The following is a 25,011-nucleotide window of genomic DNA, read 5'->3' on the forward strand; positions in this document are numbered from 1 at the left end:
CGCATCGAACGAACCGGCTTCCCCGACGCATCGCTCGCTTCTTACCGCTCGCGCACCACGTTGCGCAGCGTTCGTTTTAATCCGCGGTTCTCTCCGCACCATCCAACACCAGGAGCTTTGCACATGCAAACCACCGACAACGCGACGTCCCAGTACGAGAGCGCCTCGAGCCGTCCGCTCGGCGGGACCGGACAGGGCACGCAGGCGCTTGCGCCGCAGGCCACGTTCGCCGACTACAAGGTGATCCGCCGCAACGGCAGCGTGGTGTCGTTCGAGCCTTCGAAGATCGCGATCGCGGTGACCAAGGCTTTCCTGGCCGTCAACGGCGGGCAGGGCGCGGCATCGGCGCGCGTGCGCGAGCAGGTCGAACAACTGACGCACAGCGTCGTGCGCGCGCTCGTGCGCAGCCGCCCGAACGGCGGTACGTTCCATATCGAAGACATCCAGGACCAGGTCGAACTCGCGCTGATGCGTGGCGGCGAGCACAACGTCGCGCGTGCGTACGTGTTGTATCGCGAGAAGCGTCACCTCGAGCGCCAGCATGCGGGCGAGGAAGCAGCGGCGGCGGGCGGCGAGTCGAACACCGGCATCAACGTCGTTGACAACGGCGTTTCGCGTCCGCTCGACATGAACGCGCTGCGCACGCTGATCGTGTCGTCGTGCGACGGCCTCGGCGCTGCGGTTAACCCTGACCCGATCGTCGCGGAGACGGTGAAGAACCTGTACGACGGCGTGCCGATGAGCCAGGTCTACGATTCGGCGATCCTCGCTGCGCGCACGATGATCGAGAAGGATCCGGCATACAGCCAGGTCACGGCCCGCATCCTGCTGCACACGATCCGTCGCGAGATCCTCGGCGAGGAAGTGGTCCAGTCCGAGATGTCGGCCCGCTACGCGGAATACTTCCCGCAGTTCCTGAAGCGCGGCGTCGACGCCGGCCTGCTCGATGACAAGCTGCTGCAGTTCGACCTGAAGCGCCTCGGTGAAGCGCTCGACGCGAACCGCGACCTGCAGTTCGGCTACCTCGGCCTGCAGACGCTGTATGACCGCTACTTCCTGCACGTCGAGGGTACCCGCATCGAAATGCCGCAGGCATTCTTCATGCGCGTCGCGATGGGCCTGTCGCTGAACGAGATCGACCGCGAAACGCGCGCGATCGAGTTCTACAACGTGCTGTCGAGCTTCGACTTCATGAGCTCGACGCCGACGCTGTTCAACTCGGGCACCCACCGCTCGCAGCTGTCGTCGTGCTACCTGACGACGGTCGCGGACGATCTCGACGGCATCTATGAAGCGCTGAAGGAAAACGCGCTGCTGTCGAAGTTCGCCGGCGGTCTCGGCAACGACTGGACGCGCGTGCGCGCACTCGGCTCGCATATCAAGGGCACGAACGGCAAGTCGCAAGGCGTGGTCCCGTTCCTGAAGGTCGTCAACGACACGGCCGTCGCGGTCAACCAGGGCGGCAAGCGCAAGGGCGCGGTCTGCGCGTACCTCGAATCGTGGCACCTCGACATCGAGGAGTTCCTCGAGCTGCGCAAGAACACGGGTGACGACCGCCGCCGTACGCACGACATGAACACGGCGAACTGGATTCCCGACCTGTTCATGAAGCGCGTGATGGAAGGCGGCGACTGGACGCTGTTCTCGCCGTCGACCTGCCCGGACCTGCACGACAAGTTCGGCGCGGAGTTCGAGGCGGCTTACACGGCTTACGAAGACAAGGTCGCGCGCGGCGAGATCAAGCTGTTCAAGAAGATCCCGGCGGCGCAGCTGTGGCGCAAGATGCTCGGCATGCTGTTCGAAACCGGCCACCCGTGGATCACGTTCAAGGATCCGTGCAACATCCGCTCGCCGCAGCAGCACGTCGGCGTCGTCCACTCGTCGAACCTGTGCACGGAAATCACGCTGAACACGAGCGACACCGAAATCGCGGTGTGCAACCTCGGCTCGGTGAACCTCGTCGCCCACCTGGTGAAGCAGGCCGACGGTAGCTACGCGCTCGACCACGACAAGCTGAAGCGCACGATCAGCGTCGCGATGCGGATGCTCGACAACGTGATCGACATCAACTACTACGCGGTGCCGAAGGCGCGTAACTCGAACCTGAAGCACCGCCCGGTCGGGATGGGCATCATGGGCTTCCAGGACTGCCTGCACCTGCTGCGCACGCCGTACGCGTCGGAAGCGGCCGTCGAGTTCGCCGACCGTTCGATGGAAGCCGTCTGCTACTACGCGTACCACGCGTCGACCGAACTGGCCGAGGAGCGCGGCCGCTACTCGAGCTACCGCGGCTCGCTGTGGGATCGCGGCATCCTCCCGCAGGACACGCTGAAGCTGCTGGCCGACGCGCGCGGCGGCTACGTCGAAGTCGACACGTCCGAATCGCTCGACTGGACGTCGCTGCGTTCGCGGATCGCCGTGCACGGGATGCGCAACTCGAACTGCGTCGCGATCGCGCCGACGGCGACGATCTCGAACATCATCGGCGTGTCGGCGTGCATCGAGCCGACCTTCCAGAACCTGTACGTGAAGTCGAACCTGTCGGGCGAATTCACGGTGGTGAACGAGTTCCTCGTTCGCGACCTGAAGGAACGCGGCCTGTGGGACGAAGTGATGGTCTCCGACCTGAAGTACTTCGACGGCATGCTGTCGCGCATCGACCGCATCCCGGCCGACCTGCGCGCGATCTACGCGACCGCGTTCGAAGTCGATCCGACGTGGCTGGTCGAAGCGGCATCGCGTCGCCAGAAGTGGATCGACCAGGCGCAGTCGCTGAACATCTACATGGGCGGCGCGTCGGGCAAGAAGCTCGACGAGGTCTACAAGCTCGCATGGCTGCGCGGCCTGAAGACGACCTACTACCTCCGCACGATGGCGGCGACGCACGTCGAGAAGTCGACGGTCGCACACGGCGCGCTGAACGCAGTGCCGACGGGCGGTTCGGGTAGCGGCGGTTCGAGCAGCGGCGGCGCGCAAGGCGCTGCAGGCGGTTTCGGTGCGGCAGGCGGCGATGCGTCGTCGGGCGCGATCAATGCAGCGCCGGCACTCGCGCCGGTCGAGGCCGACGGTCCGGTGTGCACGATGCGTCCGGGCGATGCGGGCTTCGACGAGTGCGAAGCGTGTCAGTAACGCAACGCGCCTGACCCGAGGAAGGTTCGGGCGGCGCACACGACGATCGATCGAGGTTGAAGTGTGCGCCGCTCTCAACTAAAAAAATGATAAGGAATCTGTAACGCGGCACCTGCGTTGCAGGCAGTGACAAGCGATCGAAACATCCCCGACAGCGTCGCGTTTCGATCAGCGTTCGATGCGTCGAGCGCACCTCGCGAACCATGCACGACACACGTCGCGCTCTGCATGAACGACGATGCGTTGCTCAAAGTGTTGTATCGAGGTCGCAACGCGAATCGAAAAAAGGATTTTTCGTGAGCGAACCCTTTTATCGCTCAAGAAAAGATGGTACAAACCGTTCTAAATTGATGGTGAGAATTTATGCTCAACTGGGATGACGAGAAGACTGCCGTAACTCCCGCGAGCGGAGCGCAGCACAACGCGATGCGCGCCCCCGCCGGAGTGGCTGTCGGAATGCAGGCCGCGTCGCCTGCCGCCCATCAGGTCCGCGACATTTTCGAAGGCGATCTTGCGGTGCCGCCGCAAGCATCGGCTGTTCCCGCCGGCGGTTCGGAAGCGCGGGTCAATGTCGCCGACAAGCGCATCATCAACGGCCAGACTGACGTCAATCAGCTGGTGCCGTTCAAGTACAAGTGGGCGTGGGAAAAGTATCTGGCCGGTTGCGCGAACCACTGGATGCCGCAGGAAATCAACATGTCCCGCGACATCGCACTGTGGAAGGACCCGAACGGTCTGACCGAGGACGAGCGCCGCATCGTGAAGCGCAACCTCGGCTTCTTCGTGACGGCCGATTCGCTCGCGGCGAACAACATCGTGCTCGGCACGTACCGCCACATCACGGCGCCCGAGTGCCGGCAGTTCCTGCTGCGCCAGGCGTTCGAAGAGGCGATCCACACGCACGCGTACCAATACATTGTCGAATCGCTCGGTCTCGACGAAGGCGAGATCTTCAACGCGTACCACGAGGTCACGTCGATCCGCGCGAAGGACGAATTCCTGATCCCGTTCATCCACACGCTGACGGACCCGGCCTTCAAGACCGGCACGCTCGAAGCGGATCAGAAGCTGCTGAAGTCGCTGATCGTGTTCGCCTGCATCATGGAAGGCCTGTTCTTCTATGTCGGGTTCACGCAGATTCTCGCGCTCGGCCGCCAGAACAAGATGACGGGTGCTGCAGAGCAATATCAGTACATCCTGCGCGACGAGTCGATGCACTGCAACTTCGGCATCGACCTGATCAACCAGATCAAGCTCGAGAACCCGCATCTCTGGACCGCGGAATTCCGCGCCGAGATCCGCGAGCTGTTCAAGCAGGCTGTCGAACTCGAATACCGCTACGCCGAGGACACGATGCCGCGCGGCGTGCTGGGTTTGAACGCGTCGATGTTCAAGAGCTATCTGCGCTTCATCAGCAACCGCCGTTGCCAGCAGATCGGCCTCGACCCGCTGTATCCGAACGAGGAAAACCCGTTCCCGTGGATGAGCGAGATGATCGACCTGAAGAAGGAACGCAATTTCTTCGAGACGCGTGTGATCGAGTATCAGACGGGGGGCGCGCTGTCCTGGGAATAACCCGCAGCAGCGAACCCGTTACACGATGGAGCAGCCGGTGGCCTCTCGGCCCCGGCCCAAGGTTTAGGAGCAAGAACGCCTGATGCAAAGCATGCCCGGTGCCTTAACGGCCCAACGATACGACCGGCACTTTGCGAACCCTTCAGTGGGATGGGCAAACTTCCCTCCGGATAAAGCGGACGGCCGTGTGGCGGTCCGCTTGATCAAGCGATTAGGGGTAGCGGCGCGCGGTGCGCCGGCTACCGACTTGATTTGGCGCGCGAGGCCGGGTGGTCACGCGCGCCATACCGTATTCATTAGCGTAAGCGCGTGGTATCCGCGTACGCCGATGAATAGCCCGCTTCGAAGCGCACGTCCTGAACAGCGTCCGCGGGAAGCGGGTTTTGACGAAGGGTGTAGTTTGAACTGACTCTCATCTGAACCTGAAGGAGAACAACATGGCTACTGCCAAGAAGAAACCGGCTGCTAAGAAGGTTGCTGCCAAGAAGACCGTTGCGAAGAAGGCTGCCGCTCCGGCGAAGAAGGCTGCTGCGGTGAAGAAGGTTGCTGCGAAGAAGGTCGCGGTGAAGAAGGTTGCCGCGAAGAAGGCAGCACCGGCGAAGAAGGCCGCTGCCAAGAAGGTCGCGGCAAAGAAGGTCGCAACGAAGAAGGTTGCAGCCAAGAAGGTCGCAGCGAAGAAAGTCGCGGTGAAGAAGGTTGCTGCGAAGAAGGCAGCGCCGGCGAAGAAGGCCGCTGCGAAGAAGGTTGCAGCCAAGAAGGTTGCAGTGAAGAAGGTTGCTGCGAAGAAGGCGGCACCGGCGAAGAAGGCTGCTGCGAAGAAGGCCGCGCCGGCGAAGAAGGCTGCTGCCAAGAAGGCTGCGCCTGCCAAGAAGGCTGCGGCGAAGAAGGCTGCGCCCGCCAAGAAGGCTGCCCCTGCGAAGAAGGCTGCTGCTCCGGCGAAGAAGGCTGCTGCACCGAAGAAGGCCGTCGTGAAGAAGGCTGCACCGGCAACGACCGCGTCGACCGCATCGGTTGCGCCGGCATCGGGCGCGAAGACCGCGCTCAACCCGGCAGCGGCATGGCCGTTCCCGACCGGCAGCCGTCCGTAATCGCGGCTGAGCAGTACCACCCGGGCACTCAAGTGGTGTCCGTGGGTTGAGTAGCGCTACTCAATCAGTCCCGCCATCTGGCTCAGGTGGCGGGATTTTTTTCGTCCGCGCTTCACCCAGGCGCGCCCATGTGCCGGCCGCGGCGCGTGCGGACGAAAAAAAACGCATGTGCAAGCTTCGCACATGCGTTCGACCGCGGCTTGCGCCGCGTGCTGAGGTACCCGGTTAATGCGTGACGCGCGTGACGCCGCCGCTCGACAGCAGTCGTACACGCTCGCCGGCGCGGAACGCTTCGCCGCTTGCTGCCTGCGTGATCGAGCGCAGATCGCCGTTGTCGAGGCGCACGGTGATTTCGACACCGTTCGCCGTGCTGAGGTTTTCGCCGACTGCGTTGCCCGCGACCGCGCCGACGAGACCGCCGGCGATCGCCGTCAGGATCGATCCCTTGCCGCCGCCGATCGCGCTGCCTGCCACCGCGCCGAGTGCGCCGCCGCCGAGCGTGCCGATCGCGCTGCCGCCGCCGTCGGACTGGATGCGCACCGCACGGACGCTTTCGACCGTGCCCATGCGGACCGTCTGTTCGCGCTGCACCTGGCCGCCGCTATAGACATCCGCCGAACCGGGTGCCGTGAAGCAGCCGGCGAGGGGCAGCGTGGCCGTCAGCATGGCCGCGAGCGTGAGGGTTTTTTTCGTCAACATCTTTGCTCTCCCACAATATTCATTTGAGACTGTAACCGAATGCAGTCTCGAAGCGCGCATCGATTTCGGCGCGCGTCAGTACGTAAGTCTGGGGCCCCTGGTGGGCGATCTTGAGCGAGCCCATCAGGCTCGCGAGGCGGCCCGTGGTTGCCCAGTCGAGGCCATTCTCGATGCCGTACAGCAGGCCGCCCCGGAAGGCATCGCCGCAGCCGGTCGGATCGACGACGCGCTCGGCACCCACGACGGGAATCTGTTCTTCGCCGTTTTTGTGAAGAATAGTTGAGCCGTGCTCGCCGCGCGTGATGATCAACGCCTGAACCCGGCTGGCGATTTCCTGTTCGGACCAGCCCGTCTTGTCGCTGACGAGCTTGCCTTCGTAGTCGTTGACCGCGACGAATGTCGCGAGTTCAATGATGCGGCGCAGCGTCGCACCGTCGAACAGCGGCAAGCCCTGGCCCGGATCGAAGACGAACGGGATGCCGGCCTTCGCGAATTGTTCGGCGTGCTGGACCATCCCGTCAAAGCCGTCCGGCGCGACGATGCCGAGCTTCACGCCCGCGACTTCGTCCGCGCGGTTCAGGTGCGACTGCATCATCGCGCCCGGGTGGAATGCGGTGATCTGGTTGTTGTCGAGATCGGTCGTGATCATCGCCTGCGCGGTGTGCGTATCGGGCACCACGCGCACGCTTGCCTTCGACAGGCCGAGGCTGTCGAGGCGCTCGAGATAGCGGTCCGCGTCGTTCGCGCCGACCGTCGCCATGATGCGCGCGTCGCCACCGAGCATGTGCAGCGCGTAAGCGATGTTCCCCGCGCAACCGCCGAATTCGCGTCGCATCGTCGGCACGAGGAAGCTCACGTTGAGAAGGTGAACCTGGTCGGGCAGGATGTGCTCGCGGAACCGACCTTCGAAGGTCATGATGTTGTCGTAGGCGAGCGAGCCGCAAATCAGCGTAGTCAAGGCGTGCGTTCCTTGTAGAGAGCAAAGGGAAGCGGCCGCCCGGCCGGCGCGCGGATGGCCTGTCGGGCCTCGCGCGGCAGGGCCGGGCGGCAGCGGGTTACTTCAGTGCGGCGAGCGCGGCGTCGTAGTTCGGCTCGTCCTTGATCTCGCCGACGAGTTCCGCGTGGATCACCTTGTCCTGCGCGTCCAGCACGACGACGGCACGTGCGGTCAGGCCGTTCAGCGGGCCGCTCGTCACGTCGACGCCGTAGGCGTTCGCGAAGGCGCGGCCGCTGCGGAACGTCGAAGCCGTCACGACGTTCGCGAGGCCTTCGGTCGTGCAGAAGCGCGTGGCGGCGAACGGCAGGTCGGCGGACACGACGACCACGACCGTGTTGTCGAGCGACGACGCGGCTTCGTTGAACTTGCGGGTCGACGTCGCGCAGGTCGGCGTGTCGAGGCTCGGCACGATGTTCAGTACCTTGCGCTTGCCGGCGAAGCTGGCGAGCGACAGATCGGCGAGGTCCTTGCCGACCAGCTTGAAATCGGCGGCTTGCGCGCCGACGGCCGGGAACGTGCCGGCGAGATCGATCGGGTTGCCACCCAGCGTAACTTTGCTCATGTTCGTGCTCCGAAATAGCGCGCCGCTCAGGCGCGCGGGTTGAGACGGGCGCGCGAGCGCGCGCCGCGGCGCGTCACGGATAGAAGATCTGGACGCGGAAATTCGAGGCGGGCGTGCCGTTCGTTTCGAGGCGGACGACCATCGTCTGCGTCGTGCCGGGCGGCAGCCCGGCGTCGATCGGCGTGCCCGGGCGCACGTAATCGCGCGGCGCGAGCACGCGGCGCACGGTCACGTGATTGGTGTCGTCGAGCAGCGTGAGTTCGAGCGACGGGTACGCGAGCGCGACGCGGTAGCGGTTCGTCAGCGGCACCTTCAGTTCGAGCTCGCGCGGGCCGTCGAGCTGACGCAGGTCGGTCGCATCGAGCCGCAGGCCGTCGATCGCGCGCGGCGGTGCGACCGTGCAGCCGAGCGGCGCGCAGGCTTGCCGGAACCAGCCCTGCGTGACGGGCCAGTAGATCATCAGCGTTTCGCGCTGCCACCATGCGAGTTGGGCGACGAGCAGCACGGCCAGCACGGTGGCGACGAGGCCGCCGAAAAAGCCGCCGAGCATCCCGCGCTGCTGAGTCTCGCGCGTCTCGTGCGTGACGGCGAAGGGCGGTCGAGCGTCGTCGGTCAGCGCGGCCGGGAACGGTGCGGTCGGTTCGTCGACGGCCGCGGCCGGCGTCTTGTCGTGCCGGGTGACGCCGGCGGCGGGTTCGGCTTCGGCTCCGACTTCGGTTACGGCCGGCGCCGGCGCGAACGCAAAACGCGGTTCGCGCGGCGCGCGCTCGTCGTCCGGCACGGCGAAGTGCGCATTGCCGACGGGTTCTTCTGTGTCCGACGGCACGTGGGCGACGAAGCGGGGCTCACGCGGATCGCGCTCGATGGGCGCGGGCGATGCTTCGGTGTCCTGCTGCGTCTGCGTCGAATGCGATTCGGCCGGTTGCGCGACGGCGGTGGATGGGTCCAGCTCGGCCGGGGAGGGCGCGAACGGCGCGGGCGTACCCGACAGGTGAACGACGCCGGCTTCCGTGGACGGGAGCGCGAGCGGCACCAGCGGCTCGGTGCGCACGGTCTGCACGCTGTGCTGCAGCGACGGATCGACACCGGCGTCGAGCCACGGCGCCCACATGTCCCAGCCTTCCGGCTTGTAATCGGTGTCGGACGGCGGCCCGGCCGGTGCGTCGGCGGCGAACAGCCGTGCAGGTGGGGCCTGATGGTGCGCATCGCCGTCGTCCGGTGCGGCAGCCGGTTCGGTCAATGCCGGTCCCGGCTGCGGCGCGTGCTCGGGAACGAGCGATTCGGACGCGTTGAAGACTTCGTGGCAATGCCCGCAGCGCACGAGCCCTTCGTGCAGCGAGAGCTGTTCCTGCTGCAGCCGGAAGACGGTTTCGCAATGAGGGCAGCGCGTCGCAAGAAGCATGTCGAGCCGGGCGGCCTGCTGGCCAGAGTGAAGGACAGCGCTATTCTAATGGCTTTCCCGCCGGGTTCCGGCGAGGCATACCCAACCTTCGTGTTCGCGCCAGACCGAGATGTCGACGTAGCGCGCGTAGACGGCCGCGACTTCGTCCGCCTGGCGCGCGAGCACGCCCGACAGCGCGATGCGCCCGCCCGGTTTGACCTTCGATGCGAGCATCGACGCCATCAGCTTCAGCGGGTTCGACAGGATGTTCGCGACGACGATATCGAATTCGCCGTCCGGGCACGCATCGGGCAATCCGTACGTGACTTCCGCACGGTTGCGTTCGCTGTTCTGCCGCGCCGATTCGACCGCCTGCGGATCGATGTCGATGCCGATGACGGGGTTCGCCCCGCATTTCTTCGCGAGGATCGCGAGAATGCCCGAGCCGCAGCCGTAGTCGAGCACCGACTGGCCAGGCTTCACCGACTGTTCGAGCCATTCCATGCAAAGGCGCGTGGTCGGGTGGCTACCGGTGCCGAAGGCGAGGCCGGGGTCGAGTTCGAGTATGAGCGCATCGGGGTCGGGTGCATCGTGCCACGACGGCACGACCCAGATCCGCTCGCCGATCGGGATCGGCTCGAACTGCGATTGCGTGAGCCGCACCCAGTCCTGTTCCTCGACTTCGCGGACGGTGAACGTCGGCGTGGCGACGCCGATCTCGTTCGCGGCCGCCGCGAGCAGCACGGCCGGCTCATGGTCGGCCGACAGCAGCGCGACCACGCGCGAGTGCTGCCACGCGGTGCGATCGGGCACGAGGCCCGGCTCGCCGAAGAGCGGCTGTTCGTCGGGCGTGTCGGCGTCGGCGTCCTCGACGGACACCGACAGCGCGCCGAGTTCGAGCAGCGCGTCGGACAGTGCCTCCGCATGCTCACGGGCCAGTTCGACGACGAGTTCGCGATAGCTCATGCTTACGCTTCTTCCGGTGCGACCTGCAGCTTCTGCGCGAGCCGGTTTTCGAGGTAGTGGATGCTGGTGCCGCCTTCGACGAACTTCGAGTCGATCATCAGCTCGCGGTGCAGCGGGATGTTGGTCTGGATGCCTTCGACGACCATTTCCGACAGCGCGATGCGCATCCGGCTGATCGCCTGCTCGCGCGTCGCGCCGTAGGTGATCAGCTTGCCGATCATCGAATCATAGTTCGGCGGCACGAAATAGCCATTGTAGGCGTGCGAGTCGACGCGCACGCCGGGGCCGCCCGGCGTATGCCACGACGTGATCCGGCCCGGCGACGGCGTGAACTTGAACGGATCTTCGGCGTTGATCCGGCATTCGATTGCGTGCCCGCGGAACTGGATGTCGCGCTGGCGCAGCGTGAGCTTTTCGCCGGCCGCGATGCGGATCTGTTCCTGCACGATGTCGACGCCCGTGATCATCTCCGACACCGGGTGCTCGACCTGCACGCGCGTGTTCATCTCGATGAAGTAGAACTCGTTGTTCTCGTACAGGAATTCGAACGTGCCCGCGCCGAGGTAGCCCATCTTCTTGCACGCGTCCGCGCAGCGGTCGCCGATGCGATCGATCAGGCGGCGCGGAATGCCGGGCGCCGGTGCTTCCTCGATCACCTTCTGGTGGCGGCGCTGCATCGAACAGTCGCGCTCGCCGAGCCAGATCGCGTTCTTGTGTGCGTCGGACAGCACCTGGATTTCGATGTGGCGCGGGTTCTCGAGGAACTTCTCCATGTACACCTGCGGGTTGCCGAACGCACGGCCGGCTTCCTCGCGGGTCATGTTGACCGCGTTGACGAGCGCGGCCTCCGTGTGCACGACGCGCATCCCGCGACCGCCGCCGCCGCCAGCGGCCTTGATGATGACCGGATAGCCGATCGTGCGCGCAATCTTCACGATCTCCTTCGGATCGTCCGGCAACGCGCCTTCCGAACCCGGCACGCACGGCACGCCGGTCTTGATCATCGTCTGCTTCGCGGTGACCTTGTCGCCCATCATGCGGATCGTTTCCGGGCGCGGGCCGATGAACGTGAAGCCCGACTGCTCGACGCGTTCCGCGAAATCGGCGTTTTCCGACAGGAAGCCGTAGCCGGGGTGGATCGCCTCGGCATCGGTGACTTCCGCGGCGCTGATCAGCGCCGGCATGTTCAGGTAGCTCAGGTTCGACGGGGCCGGGCCGATACAGACGGCTTCGTCCGCGAGGCGCACGTACTTGGCTTCCTTGTCGGCTTCCGAGTAGACGACCACCGTCTTGACGCCGAGCTCGCGGCACGCGCGCTGGATGCGCAGCGCGATTTCACCGCGGTTGGCAATGAGGATTTTTTCAAACATAGCGAGTATTCGTCTCTTCGAGGGGCGCGCGAACGGCGCCTGGCGAGCATCGGCGGCGCGCGGCCGGCTGGCCGCGCGGCGGGCTTAGCCGATCACGAAAAGCGGCTGGCCGTATTCGACGGCCTGGCCGTTCTCGACGAGGATTTCCTTGATTACGCCGGCCTTGTCCGACTCGATCTCGTTGAGCAGCTTCATCGCTTCGATGATGCAGATCGTCTGGCCTTCCTTGACCGTGTCGCCGACCTGGACGAACGGGTCCGCGCCCGGCGACGGTGCGCGATAGAACGTGCCGACCATCGGCGACGTCACGATGTGGCCCTGCGGGACGGCGGGCGCGGCAGCTGCGCCTGCTGCCGATGCGGCAGCACCTTCGGTCGGCAGCGCGACCGAAGGAACCGGCGCGCTCATCTGCGGGGCATACCCAGCCGTCGGCTGCACGTAGATCGGCGGCGCGTTCTTGACGATGCGCACCTTGCCTTCGCCTTCCGTCACTTCCAGCTCGGAGATGCCGGATTCGGAAACGAGGTCGATCAGAGTTTTCAGCTTACGAAGATCCATCGGGAATTCCCCTTTCAATACGTGAAAGCGCCGGTTAGGAGCCGGCGCTGAATCTAGATCGCGAAATCAGCCGCGCGACGTGCCTTGCAGCTTGTCCAGCGCGTACTCGAGCGCGTACAGATAACCTTTCCAGCCGAGCCCGCAGATCACGCCTTCGGCCTGGTCGGAAAAGTAGGAGTGGTGCCTGAACGCTTCGCGGCGATGCACGTTCGACAGGTGAACCTCGACGAACGGGATGCCAACGCCGGCGATCGCGTCCCGGATCGCGACGCTCGTGTGCGTATACGCGGCCGGATTGATCAGGATGAAATCGGTCTGTTCCTCCCGCGCGGCCTGGATGCGGTCGACGAGCGCGCCTTCGTGGTTGCTCTGGAACGACGACAGTTCGGCGCCGGCTTCCCGGGCGCGCGCGGCAAGCGCCTGATCGATCTGCGCCAGCGTGACGCGGCCGTACACCTCCGGTTCCCGGGTGCCGAGAAGGTTCAGGTTGGGGCCGTGCAGCACCAGCAATCGTGTCATGGTCGCTTCTATTTCTGCGGAATTGCGCGAACTTTAGCGCTATTTAGAGAAATTTGTCTAGTTTTGCCGAACGGCCGAGCGAGTCGGACCTGCAAGAATTACCGGTGTGGACGCAAAGTATCGGCGAATTCACGCGAAATTGCGGCGATCGACCTACAAATCGCCGCCAACGTGCGGGCTGCTGTTCGGGACGGTTACAGCGCGTCGAGCGTCTTTTTCAGCTCGGCCGGCTGGATTTGTCCCAATTTTGTCTCGCGGATCTTGCCGGTTTCGTCGATGACGACTGTAAACGGCAACGCGCCGGCGGTATTTCCGAAATTACGGGCCAGATCGGCGCCCGCATAACCGCTAACGAAGACCGGATAGTCGACCTTCACTTTCTGCAGAAAGTTCTTCACGTTCTGTTCGGAATCGACGCCGATCCCGATGAAACGGATGCCTTTCTGCTTGTACTGGTGTGACAGCGCGACGAGCTCGGGCATCTCTTCGACGCACGGGCCGCACCAGGATGCCCAGAAATTGACGACGACCTTCTGGCCCTTGAAGGCGGCCAGTGTGGCCGGCTTGCCGTCGACACCCGTCAGCGACGATGCCCACAGCTGCTCGACCGGGCTGCCCTGTGCGGCGGGCGCGGCGACGGCGACGCCGTCGTCGCCGCTGCCGCGGAACCAATGGCCGGCGGCGATCCCGCCGGCAACGGCGGCGGCCGCGATCACCGCGAGCGCCAACATGCGTTTCATCATCATCGTTGAATCATTCCGGTTCGGAAGGGGCTTTGCCTGCTTCGACGAGCGCGCGCAGCGCGGCGGCATCCGCGCGGGCGACACGGCCGCGCGCGTCGGCCTTGACCGCGCCGCGCAGGTCGTCGCTCGCATAGAGTGCGAGGTGGATGCCGATCGCGTCGACGTCGCGCCGCGGGCGCCACAGGAAGCTGAGCGTCTCGACGTCGCCGCGGCCCGCGAAGTGCCGCGTCTCGGATACGTCGTACTGGACGTTCTGGTTCAGCAGGTAGATCGAGACGTCCTTCGGGTTGTCGGTGAATGCCTGCAAATAGATGTCCGAATGTGCGTTCGCGGTGCCGTTCAGCACAGCGCCCGTTACATACGGATGGAACTCGGCGAGCCGGCGCATCCAGTCGAGCGCGATCTCGCGCAGCCGGCGCAGTTCATCCGGCTGAGTGTCGCTCTGGAAGAGTGCGAGGTATTCGCGCAATTCTTCCTCGATCTGGTCGTTATCCGGCAACCATTCGCCGGCAATGCGCGAATCGCCCAGCAACTGGCGCGCGGCCTTGCGTTTCGCGCCGGCGTAGTCCAGGCCGTCCTCCGCGATCAGGCGGGCGGCGGACTGGGCGATTTCCTCGCGGACGCGCCGCGGGTCGACAAGAGGTTTGCGAGACATGATCCGGCAATCATACTCGATCGCCGCAGCACCCGAGCACGGGTGCCGCGGCCTGCCGCCCGGGGCGCCGGTGCCGTTCGCGCGCATCGTTCGGGCCGCCGGGCACGGCGGGCCGTCAGTTACAATACCGTTCTTTGTGTCGCGGCGACGAGCGCCGGTCGCACGGCCTGTCCGGCGCGCCGCAGACGCATCTTTTCCGAATCGACGGCGCCCGGCGGCGCGAAAGCATTCATCTATGCACATCCACATTCTTGGCATCTGCGGCACCTTCATGGGCGGTCTCGCCGTACTCGCGCGCGAGGCGGGCCACACGGTGACGGGTTGCGACGCGGGCGTCTATCCGCCGATGAGCACGCAGCTCGAGGCGCAGGGCATCACCTTGATCGAAGGCTACGGCGCCGAACAGATCGACCTGAAACCGGACCTGTTCGTGATCGGCAACGTCGTCACGCGCGGCAATCCGCTGATGGAGGCGATCCTCGATCGCGGCCTGCCGTACGTGTCGGGCCCGCAGTGGCTCGGCGAGCACGTGCTGGCCGGCAAATGGGTACTGGCGGTCGCGGGCACGCACGGCAAGACGACCACGTCGTCGATGCTCGCGTGGCTGCTCGAGGACGCGGGCCTGAACCCGGGCTTCCTGATCGGCGGCGTGCCGCTGAACTTCGGCGTGTCGGCGCGGCTCACCGATTCGAGCTTCTTCGTGATCGAGGCCGACGAATACGATACGGCGTTCTTCGACAAGCGCTCGAAGTTCGTCCATTACCGGCCGCGCACCGCGGTGCTGAACAACCTTGAATTCGATCACGCCGACATCTTCCCGGATCTCGCTGCGATCGAGACGCAATTCCACCATCTCGTGCGCACCGTGCCCGGTGTCGGCCGGATCGTCACGAACGGCCGCTCGGACGCGCTCGAGCGCGTGCTGGCGCGCGGCTGCTGGAGCGAGGTCGAGCGATTCGGCGTCGACGGCGGCTGGCAGGCGCTGCCGGCCGAGGACGGCGTGCCGGTCGACGAGCGCTTCGCGGTGTATTCGCAAGCCGGGCGCGTCGGCGAAGTCGCGTGGCAGGTGCAGGGCGATCACAACCGGATGAACGCGCTCGCGGCGATCGCCGCCGCGTGCCACGTCGGCGTGCCGCCCGCGCAGGCCGCCGCTTCCCTCGCGTCGTTCCGCAACGTGAAGCGCCGCATGGAAGTGCGCGGCAGCGTGGACGGCGTGACCGTCTACGACGACTTCGCGCACCATCCGACGGCGATCGAAACCACGATCGCCGGCCTTCGCGCGCGCATCGGTCGCCAGCATGCCCGCATCCTCGCCGTGCTCGAGCCGCGCTCGAACACGATGAAGCTCGGCGTGATGAAGTCGCAATTGCCGGCGAGCCTGGCCGATGCCGATCTCGTGTTCGGCTACGGCGCGCCGGCGGGGCGCGATGCGCTCGGCTGGAATCTCGCCGAGGCGCTTGCGCCGCTCGGCGGCAACGCGCGCGCGTTCGGCGATCTCCACCTGCTGGTGAAGTCCGTCGTCGAGGCCGCGCGCCCGGGCGATCACGTGCTCGTGATGAGCAACGGCGGCTTCGGCGGCGTGCACCAGAAACTGCTCGATGCGCTCGGGAGCCGCACGTGATCCTGTATCTGCACGGCTTCCGGTCGTCGCCGGAATCGCAGAAGTCGCGGTTGCTTACCGCGCGCATGGCCGAACTCGGCCGCACCGACGAGTGGCGTTGCCCGTCGCTGTCGGTGTCGCCGCTCGACGCGATCGCCGTCGCGGAAGCCGAGGTCGCGGGCGCCCGCGACGTGACCGTCATCGGCAGCTCGCTCGGCGGCTATTACGCCACCTGGCTTGCCGAAAAGCACGGCTGGAAGGCCGTGCTGCTGAATCCCGCCATCGTGCCGCAGCGCGATCTCGAGCAGCATCTGGGCGAACAGCCGCTGTGGCACGGCGGCGGCACGATCGTCGTCGAGCGCCATCACCTGCATGAGCTCGACGCGCTGCGCGTGCCGGCGATCACGCGTGCCGAACGCTACTATCTGTTAGCGGCGACCGGCGACGAAGTGCTCGACTACCGCGAGATGCTTGCCCATTACCCGGGCGCGAAAACGCAAGTGATCGAAGGCAGCGATCACGGGATCAGCGAATTTGCCGACTATGTCGACGACGTTCTCGCGTTTTGCGACGGAAAAACGCGATAAACCGGCCGCGTGCCGATCGAATCCCCATCATCATGCGGCGCCGCCGATGCGGCGCCCGGCAGTCTGAACGAGAGTACTGAGTGAACGTTTTCTTCGAGGAATCGGGCAGTTTCAAGGCGGGCAGCGTGCTGTCGCGCCAGGGCGACGCATTTCAGGTCGAGTTGCCCGGCGGGCGGCGGGCGAAGGTGCGCGCGAAAGACGTGCTGATCGAATTCGACAAGCCGGCCGCGAGCGATCTGATGCAGGAGGCCGACACGGCCGCGCAGCAGATCGATCTGGATTTCCTGTGGGAATGCGCGCCGTCCGACGAGTTCGCGTATACGGCGCTGGCCGAGGAGTACTTCGGCGCGGCGTACGGCCCGGTCGAGCGCGCGGCGCTGGTGTTGCGGCTGCACGGCTCGCCCGTCTACTTCCGCCGCAAGGGGCGCGGCCAGTACCAGCGCGCGCCGGAAGAGCAGCTCAAGATGGCGCTCGCGGGGCTCGAGCGCAAGCGCCAGCAGGCACTGGTCCAGGTGCAGTATGAAGAGGAACTGAAGGCCGGCAAGCTGCCGGAAGCGTTCGCGGGCAAGGTGCTCGGGCTGCTGACGCGGCCGGACAAGAACGCGATCGAATACAAGGCGATGGAAGCGGCGGCCGGCGCGCGCGGCGTGTCGCCGGCGCGGCTGATGCTCGACTGCGGCGGCATCGCGTCGCCGCGTGCGCTGCACGAGGCGCGGTTCCTCGCGGAGTTCTTCCCGCACGGCACGGGCTTTCAGCCCGTTACGGTCGGCGCGCTGCCGGACGACCTGCCGCGCGCGGACGTCGAGGCCTTCTCGATCGACGACATCACGACCACCGAAATCGACGACGCGTTCTCGGTCGAGCACCTGTCCGACGGCCGGGTGCGGATCGGCGTGCACATCGCGGCGCCGGCGCTCGGCATCGTGCGCGGCGACGCGGTCGACGCGATCGCGCGCACGCGCCTGTCGACCGTCTACATGCCGGGCGACAAGATCACGATGCTGCCGGACGACGTCGTCGACGTGTTCACGCTGAAGGAAGGCGATTACCGTCCGGCGCTGTCGTTGTACATCATCGTCAACCGCGAAACGCAGGACATCGTCGCGAACGAGACGCGCGCCGAACTCGTGTTCGTGAAGAACAACCTGCGTCACAACACGCTCGACGAGCTCGTCAACGAAGAGACGCTCGCGGCCGGCACCGGCGACTATCCGCACAAGGACGACATCGCCGTGCTGTGGCCGCTCGCGCAGGCGCTGTTCGAGAAGCGCCAGCTCGCGCGCGCGGGCTACGGCCTGAAGCGCGAGGTGCAGCGCAACACCGACTACAACTTCTACGTCGAAGGCGAGCGCGTGTCGATCACGCCGCGCCGCCGCGGTTCGCCGCTCGACCTGATCGTGTCGGAGCTCGCGATCCTCGCGAACTCGACCTGGGGCGCGTTCCTGCACGACCACACGGTGCCCGGCATCTACCGCTCGCAGCGCGGCTTCGGCGCGCCGGGCCCGAAGCGCACGCGGATGCAGACGTCGGCCGCGCCGCACGAAGGCCTCGGCGTGCCGCAGTACGCGTGGAGCACGTCGCCGCTGCGCCGCTACGTCGACCTCGTGAACCAGTGGCAACTGCTCGCGTGCGTGCAACATGGCGTCACCGCGAAGCTCGCCGCGCCGTTCAAGCCGAAGGACGCCGACCTGTACGCGGTCGTGCAGGGCTTCGACGATACCTACACGGCCTACGCCGACTACCAGCGCCGGATGGAGTACTTCTGGTGCCTGCGCTGGCTCGCTCAGGAGCAGAAGAAGCAGGTCGTCGCGAGCGTCGTGAAGGGCGATCTCGTGCGCCTCGAGGAAATTCCGCTGCTGCTGCATGTGCCGGGGCTCGGCGTGCATGCACGCGGCACGCGCGTGCTGCTCGACGTGATGTCGCTCGACGAGCTGACGATCGAGGCGTCGGTGCGGTTGCTGAACGTGCTCGACGCGCCGACCGTGACGAGCGGCGATGCGGCCGAGGAAGAGGATGACGCCGAAGGCGGCGACGACACGCTGATCGACGCTGAAGACGCCACGGCGGAAACCGAGGCGGAAGCGCTGGCCGAAGCGGACGGTTCGGCAGCTGCCGCCGCCGGCGAAGCGGCGAACGACAACAACAGCGAAGAGGGGCGCGCATCATGAATGCGGTCGCGTCGACGAGCGGCGCCGACCGCTACGTGGTGTTCGGCAACCCGGTGGCGCACAGCAAGTCGCCGTTCATCCACGCGCAGTTCGCCGCGCAGACGGGCGAGTCGATCGCCTACGCGCACCGGCTCGCGCCGGTCGACGGCTTCGAGGCGGCCGTGCGGGCGTTCGTCGCCGAAGGCGGTCGCGGCGCGAACGTGACGGTGCCGTTCAAGCTCGAAGCGCATGCGCTCGCCGACACGCTGTCGCCGCGCGCGGCGGCGGCGGGCGCGGTGAACACGCTGCGCATCGACGCCGACGGCCGCATCCACGGCGACAACACCGATGGCGTCGGCCTCGTGCGCGACATCGAAGCGAATCTCGGCGTGTCGCTCGCGGGCGCGCGCATCCTGCTGCTCGGCGCGGGCGGCGCCGCGCGTGGCGTCGTGCTGCCGCTGCTCGACCGCGCGCCGCTGTCGATCACGATCGTGAACCGCACCGCGAGCAAGGCCGAGGCGCTCGTCGGCCAGTTCATGCAGGCCGCGCACGATGCGGGCTGCACGCTCGCGGGCGGCGGCCCCGACGTGGTGTGCGCGGAGCCGTACGACCTGATCGTCAATGCGACGGCCGGCAGCCTCGACGCCGCGCTGCCGGTGTGCGACGCGGCCGCGTTCGGCGCGGGCACGCTGGCGTACGACATGATGTACGGCGCGCAGCCGACCGTATTCATGCAGCATGCGGCGTCGCTCGGCGCGCGCACGGCCGACGGGCTCGGGATGCTCGTCGAGCAGGCGGCCGAATCGTTCTTCATCTGGCGCGGCGTGCGGCCGGACGGCGCACCCGTGCTTGCCGCGCTGCGCCAGGCGCTCGCGGCGAGCTGAACGGAGCGCGGCACGTGGTGGCGGTAAGCGGCACGCAGCGCACGCGGACGGTCAGCCCGGCCCGCTGGATCGTCTATGCGGGAGCGGTGTTCGCGGGCGCGTGGCTCGCGACGCAACTGTTCTATCTCGTGCAGATCGCGCTGTGGTCGTTCGTGAACCCGGGTTCGACCGCGTTCATGCGCACCGACGCGTGGTGGCTGTCGCGCGACAAGCCGCCCGCACAGATCCAGCATCAGTGGGTGCCGTACGACCAGATCTCGCGCAACCTGAAGCGCGCGCTGATCGCGTCGGAAGACTCGACCTTCGCGACCAACAACGGCTACGACGTCGACGCGATCCTGCAGGCGTGGGAGAAGAACAAGGCGCGCGGCCGGATCGTCGCGGGCGGTTCGACGATCACGCAGCAGCTTGCGCGCAACCTGTTCCTGTCGCGCGAGAAGAGCTACATCCGCAAGGGGCAGGAGCTCATCATCACGTGGATGCTCGAAACGGTGCTCGACAAGGAGCGGATCTTCGAGATCTACCTGAATTCCGTCGAATGGGGGCGCGGCGTGTACGGCGCCGAGGCGGCCGCGCGCTATTACTACAAGATCCCCGCGAGCCGGCTCGGCGCGTGGCAGTCGGCGCGGCTCGCGGTGATGCTGCCGAAGCCGCGCTGGTTCGATGCGCACCGCGGCTCGGCCTACCAGGCGCAGCGCGCGGCGGTTATCGCCCGTCGGATGGGCGCTGCCGCGCTGCCGCAATCGGAGTGAACGGCGCGCCCGCGCCGTCGCATTGGCCGTTCCGCCGCCCATGCGCCATTTGTGCGTCGCAGCGCGTTCGTGCCGCGCGCATGTCGGGCCATATCCTTTAGACGAATTCGTCTATTTCGCTTTGCTGAGCAATGCCGGCGGCCGCGCGATTTTGTTTGCCGATATGGCACGAAATTCGCGCTTTTTTAGTATTCCCGGATAAACGCGAAAGCCGGTGAAAGGCACGTGAAATGCAATGTTTCGCGAATCGCAGCATTCCTGAAAGGTGTGCGCTGCACCGGCCGCCGGCCAAATATTTCAAAATTTTTCAAAGCCGACGGGCTCGCGTATATTGGCCAGCGCCTCGGCTTATCGGCCGCAATCGAGGCGGGGGGCGGCTTATCCGGCTGCTCGACACAAAAAACTTCCGAGAGAAGGAAAGCAACGATGCCAGCGAGCAAAGCGAAGCTGTTGTTGGGGGTTGTGTTCTCTTCGCTGATTCTGACGGCCTGCAACGACGACGTGACGTCGTCCGCTGCCGCAAGCGCCGACAACTCAGCCGATCCCGCCAGCCAGGTGGACAGGGCGTACAACGATCCCAACAGTTATTCGTCGAGCGCGACCGCGTCGCTCGACGCGTCCGCCGCGGTCGAAAAGGCCGCCGTCACGCATCACCAGATCACGCTGAACGGCAAGACGATCCGTTACACGGCCACGGCCGGCCACCTCGTCGCGCGCAATCCGCAGACAGGCGCGCCCGAAGCGTCGTTCTTCTACGTCGCCTACACGGCCGACAACCAGCCGGCGGCGAAGCGGCCCGTCACATTCCTGTACAACGGCGGCCCCGGCTCGGCATCGGTGTGGCTGCACCTCGGCTCGTTCGGCCCGAGGCGGATCCAGACGGGCGACCCGAACGCGAACACGTCGACGTTCCCGTTCGTCGACAACCAGGAAAGCCTGCTCGACACGACCGACCTCGTGTTCGTCGATGCGATCGGCACCGGCTTCTCCGAAGCGATTGCGCCGAACACGAACCAGTCGTTCTGGGGCGTTGACCAGGACGGCGGCGCGTTCCGCGATTTCGTGGTCCGCTACCTGGCCGTGAACCAGCGCAACGATTCGCCGAAATACCTGTTCGGCGAGTCGTACGGCACGCCGCGCACCGACGTGCTCGCGAACCTGCTCGAGACGGCCGGCGTGAAGCTCGCCGGCATCGTGCTGCAGTCGTCGATCCTGAACTACAACACGAACTGCGACATGGCGAGCGACTATGTCGGCAACTCGAACAACGGGTCGAGCCCGGTGAGCTGCGCGGGCTTCGTGCCGTCCTACGGGACCGTCGGCGCGTACTACCAGCTCGACAATCCGAACCCGTCGGACCTGCCGCAGTATGCGGACCAGATGCGCCTGCTGACGGCCGGCAGCTACGCGCCTGCCGTGAACGCGTACCTGGCGAGCCACACGCCGCCGCCGCCGAATCTCGTCACGACGATGGCGAGCTCGACCGGCGTGAAGCAGGCGCTGTGGAACGCGAACTTCAACGTGATCCCGACCTTCTTCGACAACAGCTTCCAGCTGTCGCTGATCCCGGGCACGCTGATCGGCCGCTACGACGCGCGCGTGAACGTGCCGGTATCGAGCCCGCTTGCGTCGGACGGCGACCCGTCGAGCACGTTCATCACGCAGCCGTTCACCGACACGATCGGCCGCTACCTGCCGAACGAGCTGAAGTACACCGCGCAGACGGCCTATTCGTTGAGCAGCAATGCGATCAACACGTGGGACTGGACGCACGACGGCCTCGCGATGCCCGACACGATCCCCGATCTCGCCGCGGCGCTGACGCTGAATCCGTCGCTGAAGGTGCTGTCGCTGAACGGGTATCACGACATCGCGACGCCGTTCTACCAGACCGAGCTCGACCTCGCGCGGCTCGGGACGCAGCCGAACCTGACGATCAAGGACTATCAGGGCGGACACATGGTCTATCTCGACGATACGTCGCGTCCGCAGGAGAAAGCCGACCTCGTGACCTTCTACAACGCGGCCGCGCACTGATGCGATGCGCGAGGCCGGCGACGGGCGCCCCCGGTGGCGCCGCTCGCCGGCCGTCGACGACCTCATTCCAGACTGGAGCCTGATATGAAGAATCGTTTCATCGTCGTTGCCGCGGCGCTCGCATGCGCCGGCGCCGCAGCATCCGTATCCGCGTTCGCGCAGGCGAGCGATGCCGCCGCACCGGCGCGCGCGCGCCAGGCGCAACTCGGCGATCCGTACGTGCCGCCGGCCGCGCGCAAGCCGACCGCCGGCACGCAGACGACGGGCGCCGCGCTGCATGCGCAGGTGGTGCGCAAGCTCGCGGGGCAGTTCAACGCGGCCGATACGCAGAGCACGGGTTCGATCACCGAGGCGCAGGCGCGCGCGGCCGGCCTCGGCTATGTCGCGAACCACTTCCGGCAGATCGACTCGGGCGGCAACGGCCGTGTGTCGTTCGCCGACGTGCAGCGCTACATGCAGGCACGCAGCACGAGCCAGCAGTAAGCGCGACGCGTTGTGAACAAACGGGGGCGGAACCCGCGGCGCAGCGGGTTCCGCCCCCGTGCACATGGCGCCGCCGTTGCGTCGCGCCGCGCGGGCGCCTTCTGTTGAATTCTCATTATCTGGGCAACGCATTCAAATATTGGAGACGAGTGCGTGCGCTCCTACAATCCGAAGCACATCGACAGCTTCGGACCCACGCATCGCGCGGCGCCCGACGCACACGGAGACACATTCCATGAAGTTTGCCGGGCGCTTTCCTCGGTGCATCGACCGCCGCTTCGCCGCGACCCCGGACGCAGTTCCGGCGCCGTGCGAGCGGCTTCACCGATTCCGTTGAAGAAGCCCGCTCCATGACCAAGATGCCTGTATCCCTTGCCCTCGACGCCCGGCGCCCGACGCCGGACGATGCGTCGCTGACCGACAGCATCGGCGCGACCAGCACGCCGCTCGATCTCGCCGCGCAGCAGGCCGGCACGCAGACGCTGCTGCGCGGTCTCGCGATCCTCGAGGCGATCGCGAACGGCGCGCGCGACATGCGCGCGATCGGCGCGGCGCTCGGCACGACGCGCAGCACGACGCACCGCCTCGTCAGCAGCCTCGTGCAGGCGCGTTACCTGCGCCAGGTGCAGGGCGGCTACCTGCTCGGCCCGAAGCTGATCGAGCTCGGCACGATCGCGCTCGAGCAGATGCCGCTCACCGCGGTGGCGCGGCCGCATCTCGAAGCGCTCGCGGAAGCGACGCTCGACACGATCCATCTCGGCGTGCGCGACGGTGACGACGTGCTGTACATCGACAAGATTCCCGGCACGCGCGGCCTGGAGATGCGCTCGCGCGTCGGCCACCGGATGCCGCTCGCATCGACGGGCATCGGCAAGGCGATGATGCTCGACCTCGATCCCGACCTGTGGCGCTCGCTGTTCGAGGCCGCGCGGCGCGCGCTGGCCGGCGTCAATTTCAAGCCCGACAACCGGCCCGAGACGAGCGCGTTCCTGCAGCGCATGGCCCATTACGCGGCCGGCGGCTATACGTTCGACCTCGAGGAAAACGAGGCGTCGATCCGCTGCGTGGCCGCGCCGATCCGCGACGCATCGGGCGCGGTCGTCGCGGCCGTGTCGGTCGCGAGCACGATTCCGTACATGCCGCACGACCGGATGGACGAACTGATTCCGCTCGTGCAGCGCGAAGCGCGAGCCATTTCCGCGGAACTGGGCTGGAGCCCGCCGCAGGGTACCCGCAGGATCAAACGATGACGATTTCGACCCGGCCCGTTCCGGATGCCAGTTCCGCCTCCCCGTCGCTGATCGCGCTCGACTGGGGCACGACGTCGCTGCGCGCGTATCTGTACGACGCGCATGGCGCGCTGATCGACACGCGCAGCCGCGCGGCGGGCGTCATGCATGTGCCGGGTGGCGGCGCGCGCGCGTTCGACGCCGTGTTCGAGGAAGCGTGCGGCGACTGGCTCGACCGTACGCCCGGGTTGCCGGTGCTCGCCGCCGGGATGGTCGGCAGTGCGCAGGGCTGGCGCGAGGCGCCGTACGTCGCGGTGCCGGCCGGCGCCGACGCGCTCGTCGCGGGCCTTATCACGGTGACGACGTCGCGCGGCACGACGGTATCGATCGTGCCGGGCGTGATCGCGACGGGCGAATTGCCCGACGTGATGCGCGGCGAAGAAACGCAGATATTCGGTGCACTCGCAGGCGATCCCACGCTTGGCACCGATCGTTCAGGGGTACTGATCGGCTTGCCGGGCACCCACGCGAAATGGGCGTGGGTGAGGGGTGGGCTGATCGAGCGCTTCCAGACGTTCATGACGGGCGAGCTGTTCGCAGTGCTGCGCGACCACACGATCCTCGGCCGCACGATGCGCGCGGGCGCGTCGCCCGACCGCGCGGCGTTCATGCGCGGCGTGTCGGTCGCGCGCGGCGCGCAGCGCACCGGGCTGCTCGCGACGATCTTCAGCACCCGCACGCTCGGCCTGACCGACCGGCTCGCGCCTGATGCGCAGGGCGACTACCTGTCCGGCCTGCTGATCGGCCATGAGCTCAACGCGCTCGACGCGATGCTCGCGGAGCGCGGCATCGCGCTCGCGAACCAGCCGCTGCTGCTGATCGGCGACGACGGCCTGTGCACGCGCTACGTCGACGCGCTCCACGAATTCGGCCACACGCACGCGCAGGTCGTCGCGCATGCGACCGAGCGCGGCCTGTGGCGGATCGCATCGCGCGCCGGGCTCGTGCGCGCGGACGGCGAGCCTGCCTTCGCCGACCAATGAACCGATT

Annotated in this window: 23 protein-coding genes; 13 read left to right on the plus strand and 10 right to left on the minus strand. The window is 66.5% G+C overall.

Annotated features, from left to right (window positions below; translation table 11 throughout):
* Nucleotides 1-123 precede the first annotated feature (123 nt).
* The 4 genes from CUJ89_RS02895 (at nt 124) to CUJ89_RS02915 (ending at nt 5,792) form a co-directional block, all read left to right on the plus strand.
* On the plus strand, nt 124-3,129 hold the full coding sequence (locus CUJ89_RS02895) for a ribonucleoside-diphosphate reductase subunit alpha (protein ID WP_114176041.1): 3,006 nt from the start codon (nt 124-126) through the stop codon (nt 3,127-3,129).
* A 363-nt stretch (nt 3,130-3,492) separates the two neighbouring features.
* The gene (locus CUJ89_RS02905; protein WP_047899748.1) at nt 3,493-4,704 is read left to right on the plus strand and encodes a ribonucleotide-diphosphate reductase subunit beta; all 1,212 of its coding nucleotides are present in this window, start codon (nt 3,493-3,495) and stop codon (nt 4,702-4,704) included.
* A gap of 82 nt (nt 4,705-4,786) precedes the next feature.
* Nucleotides 4,787-5,113, plus strand: a complete 327-nt coding sequence (locus CUJ89_RS02910) for a hypothetical protein (protein WP_080971037.1) — start codon at nt 4,787-4,789, stop codon at nt 5,111-5,113.
* Nucleotides 5,114-5,141: 28 nt separating this feature from the next.
* Complete coding sequence (locus tag CUJ89_RS02915) at nt 5,142-5,792, plus strand: histone H1-like DNA-binding protein (RefSeq protein ID WP_114176044.1); 651 nt, start codon at nt 5,142-5,144, stop codon at nt 5,790-5,792.
* Nucleotides 5,793-6,017: 225 nt separating this feature from the next.
* Here CUJ89_RS02915 and CUJ89_RS02920 read toward each other — a convergent pair whose 3' ends face one another.
* The 10 genes from CUJ89_RS02920 to CUJ89_RS02965 all read right to left on the minus strand — a co-directional run bounded on the left by CUJ89_RS02920 (nt 6,018) and on the right by CUJ89_RS02965 (nt 14,242).
* Nucleotides 6,018-6,491 carry a glycine zipper 2TM domain-containing protein gene (locus CUJ89_RS02920; protein WP_114176046.1) on the minus strand — a complete coding sequence of 158 codons (474 nt, stop codon included), beginning with the start codon at nt 6,489-6,491 and terminating at the stop codon, nt 6,018-6,020.
* Nucleotides 6,492-6,510: 19 nt separating this feature from the next.
* A complete protein-coding gene (locus CUJ89_RS02925; RefSeq protein WP_114176048.1) occupies nt 6,511-7,449 on the minus strand; it encodes a carbohydrate kinase family protein in 939 nt (312 codons plus the stop codon).
* 97 nt (nt 7,450-7,546) lie between these two features.
* Entirely contained in the window at nt 7,547-8,050 is a 504-nt protein-coding gene (tpx, locus tag CUJ89_RS02930) for a thiol peroxidase (protein ID WP_114176049.1), read from the minus strand.
* Between the two features lie 73 nt (nt 8,051-8,123).
* Nucleotides 8,124-9,452, minus strand: a complete 1,329-nt coding sequence (locus CUJ89_RS02935; protein ID WP_114176050.1) for a zinc-ribbon and DUF3426 domain-containing protein — start codon at nt 9,450-9,452, stop codon at nt 8,124-8,126.
* Nucleotides 9,453-9,497: 45 nt separating this feature from the next.
* On the minus strand, nt 9,498-10,397 hold the full coding sequence (prmA, locus tag CUJ89_RS02940; RefSeq protein ID WP_114176052.1) for a 50S ribosomal protein L11 methyltransferase: 900 nt from the start codon (nt 10,395-10,397) through the stop codon (nt 9,498-9,500).
* Between the two features lie 2 nt (nt 10,398-10,399).
* Nucleotides 10,400-11,767, minus strand: coding sequence for an acetyl-CoA carboxylase biotin carboxylase subunit (gene accC / locus CUJ89_RS02945; RefSeq protein WP_114176053.1), 1,368 nt, complete (start codon nt 11,765-11,767; stop codon nt 10,400-10,402).
* A gap of 84 nt (nt 11,768-11,851) precedes the next feature.
* Nucleotides 11,852-12,325, minus strand: coding sequence for an acetyl-CoA carboxylase biotin carboxyl carrier protein (accB, locus tag CUJ89_RS02950; RefSeq protein WP_114176055.1), 474 nt, complete (start codon nt 12,323-12,325; stop codon nt 11,852-11,854).
* A 66-nt stretch (nt 12,326-12,391) separates the two neighbouring features.
* Entirely contained in the window at nt 12,392-12,844 is a 453-nt protein-coding gene (aroQ, locus tag CUJ89_RS02955) for a type II 3-dehydroquinate dehydratase (RefSeq protein ID WP_011350880.1), read from the minus strand.
* Nucleotides 12,845-13,038: 194 nt separating this feature from the next.
* Nucleotides 13,039-13,590: a TlpA family protein disulfide reductase gene (locus tag CUJ89_RS02960; RefSeq protein ID WP_114176057.1), complete on the minus strand. Its 552-nt coding sequence runs from the start codon at nt 13,588-13,590 to the stop codon at nt 13,039-13,041.
* Between the two features lie 7 nt (nt 13,591-13,597).
* A complete protein-coding gene (locus CUJ89_RS02965) occupies nt 13,598-14,242 on the minus strand; it encodes a UDP-N-acetylmuramate--alanine ligase (RefSeq protein ID WP_114176058.1) in 645 nt (214 codons plus the stop codon).
* A 235-nt stretch (nt 14,243-14,477) separates the two neighbouring features.
* Here CUJ89_RS02965 and mpl point away from each other — a divergent pair, with 235 nt between their 5' ends.
* The 9 genes from mpl (at nt 14,478) to CUJ89_RS03015 (ending at nt 25,004) form a co-directional block, all read left to right on the plus strand.
* A complete protein-coding gene (gene mpl / locus CUJ89_RS02970) occupies nt 14,478-15,863 on the plus strand; it encodes a UDP-N-acetylmuramate:L-alanyl-gamma-D-glutamyl-meso-diaminopimelate ligase (RefSeq protein ID WP_114176059.1) in 1,386 nt (461 codons plus the stop codon).
* Nucleotides 15,860-16,429 carry a YqiA/YcfP family alpha/beta fold hydrolase gene (locus CUJ89_RS02975; protein WP_114176060.1) on the plus strand — a complete coding sequence of 190 codons (570 nt, stop codon included), beginning with the start codon at nt 15,860-15,862 and terminating at the stop codon, nt 16,427-16,429. The genes mpl and CUJ89_RS02975 overlap by 4 nt, the downstream gene beginning before the upstream one ends.
* Before the next feature lie 80 nt (nt 16,430-16,509).
* Nucleotides 16,510-18,597 (plus strand): RNB domain-containing ribonuclease, encoded by a 2,088-nt coding sequence (locus CUJ89_RS02980; RefSeq protein WP_114176061.1) that lies wholly within the window; start codon nt 16,510-16,512, stop codon nt 18,595-18,597.
* Complete coding sequence (gene aroE / locus CUJ89_RS02985) at nt 18,594-19,460, plus strand: shikimate dehydrogenase (protein WP_114176062.1); 867 nt, start codon at nt 18,594-18,596, stop codon at nt 19,458-19,460. The genes CUJ89_RS02980 and aroE overlap by 4 nt, the downstream gene beginning before the upstream one ends.
* A gap of 14 nt (nt 19,461-19,474) precedes the next feature.
* The gene (gene mtgA / locus CUJ89_RS02990; protein WP_114176063.1) at nt 19,475-20,212 is read left to right on the plus strand and encodes a monofunctional biosynthetic peptidoglycan transglycosylase; all 738 of its coding nucleotides are present in this window, start codon (nt 19,475-19,477) and stop codon (nt 20,210-20,212) included.
* 426 nt (nt 20,213-20,638) lie between these two features.
* Complete coding sequence (locus tag CUJ89_RS02995) at nt 20,639-22,249, plus strand: S10 family peptidase (protein WP_201752262.1); 1,611 nt, start codon at nt 20,639-20,641, stop codon at nt 22,247-22,249.
* Nucleotides 22,250-22,333: 84 nt separating this feature from the next.
* On the plus strand, nt 22,334-22,732 hold the full coding sequence (locus tag CUJ89_RS03000) for an EF-hand domain-containing protein (RefSeq protein ID WP_114176064.1): 399 nt from the start codon (nt 22,334-22,336) through the stop codon (nt 22,730-22,732).
* A gap of 350 nt (nt 22,733-23,082) precedes the next feature.
* Nucleotides 23,083-23,982, plus strand: coding sequence for an IclR family transcriptional regulator (locus CUJ89_RS03010; protein WP_114176066.1), 900 nt, complete (start codon nt 23,083-23,085; stop codon nt 23,980-23,982).
* On the plus strand, nt 23,979-25,004 hold the full coding sequence (locus CUJ89_RS03015; protein ID WP_114176067.1) for a 2-dehydro-3-deoxygalactonokinase: 1,026 nt from the start codon (nt 23,979-23,981) through the stop codon (nt 25,002-25,004). The genes CUJ89_RS03010 and CUJ89_RS03015 overlap by 4 nt, the downstream gene beginning before the upstream one ends.
* Nucleotides 25,005-25,011: the final 7 nt, after the last annotated feature.

Origin of the sequence: Burkholderia pyrrocinia (assembly GCF_003330765.1) — a bacterium.
In the GTDB taxonomy this organism is placed as follows: Bacteria; Pseudomonadota; Gammaproteobacteria; order Burkholderiales; family Burkholderiaceae; genus Burkholderia; species Burkholderia pyrrocinia_B.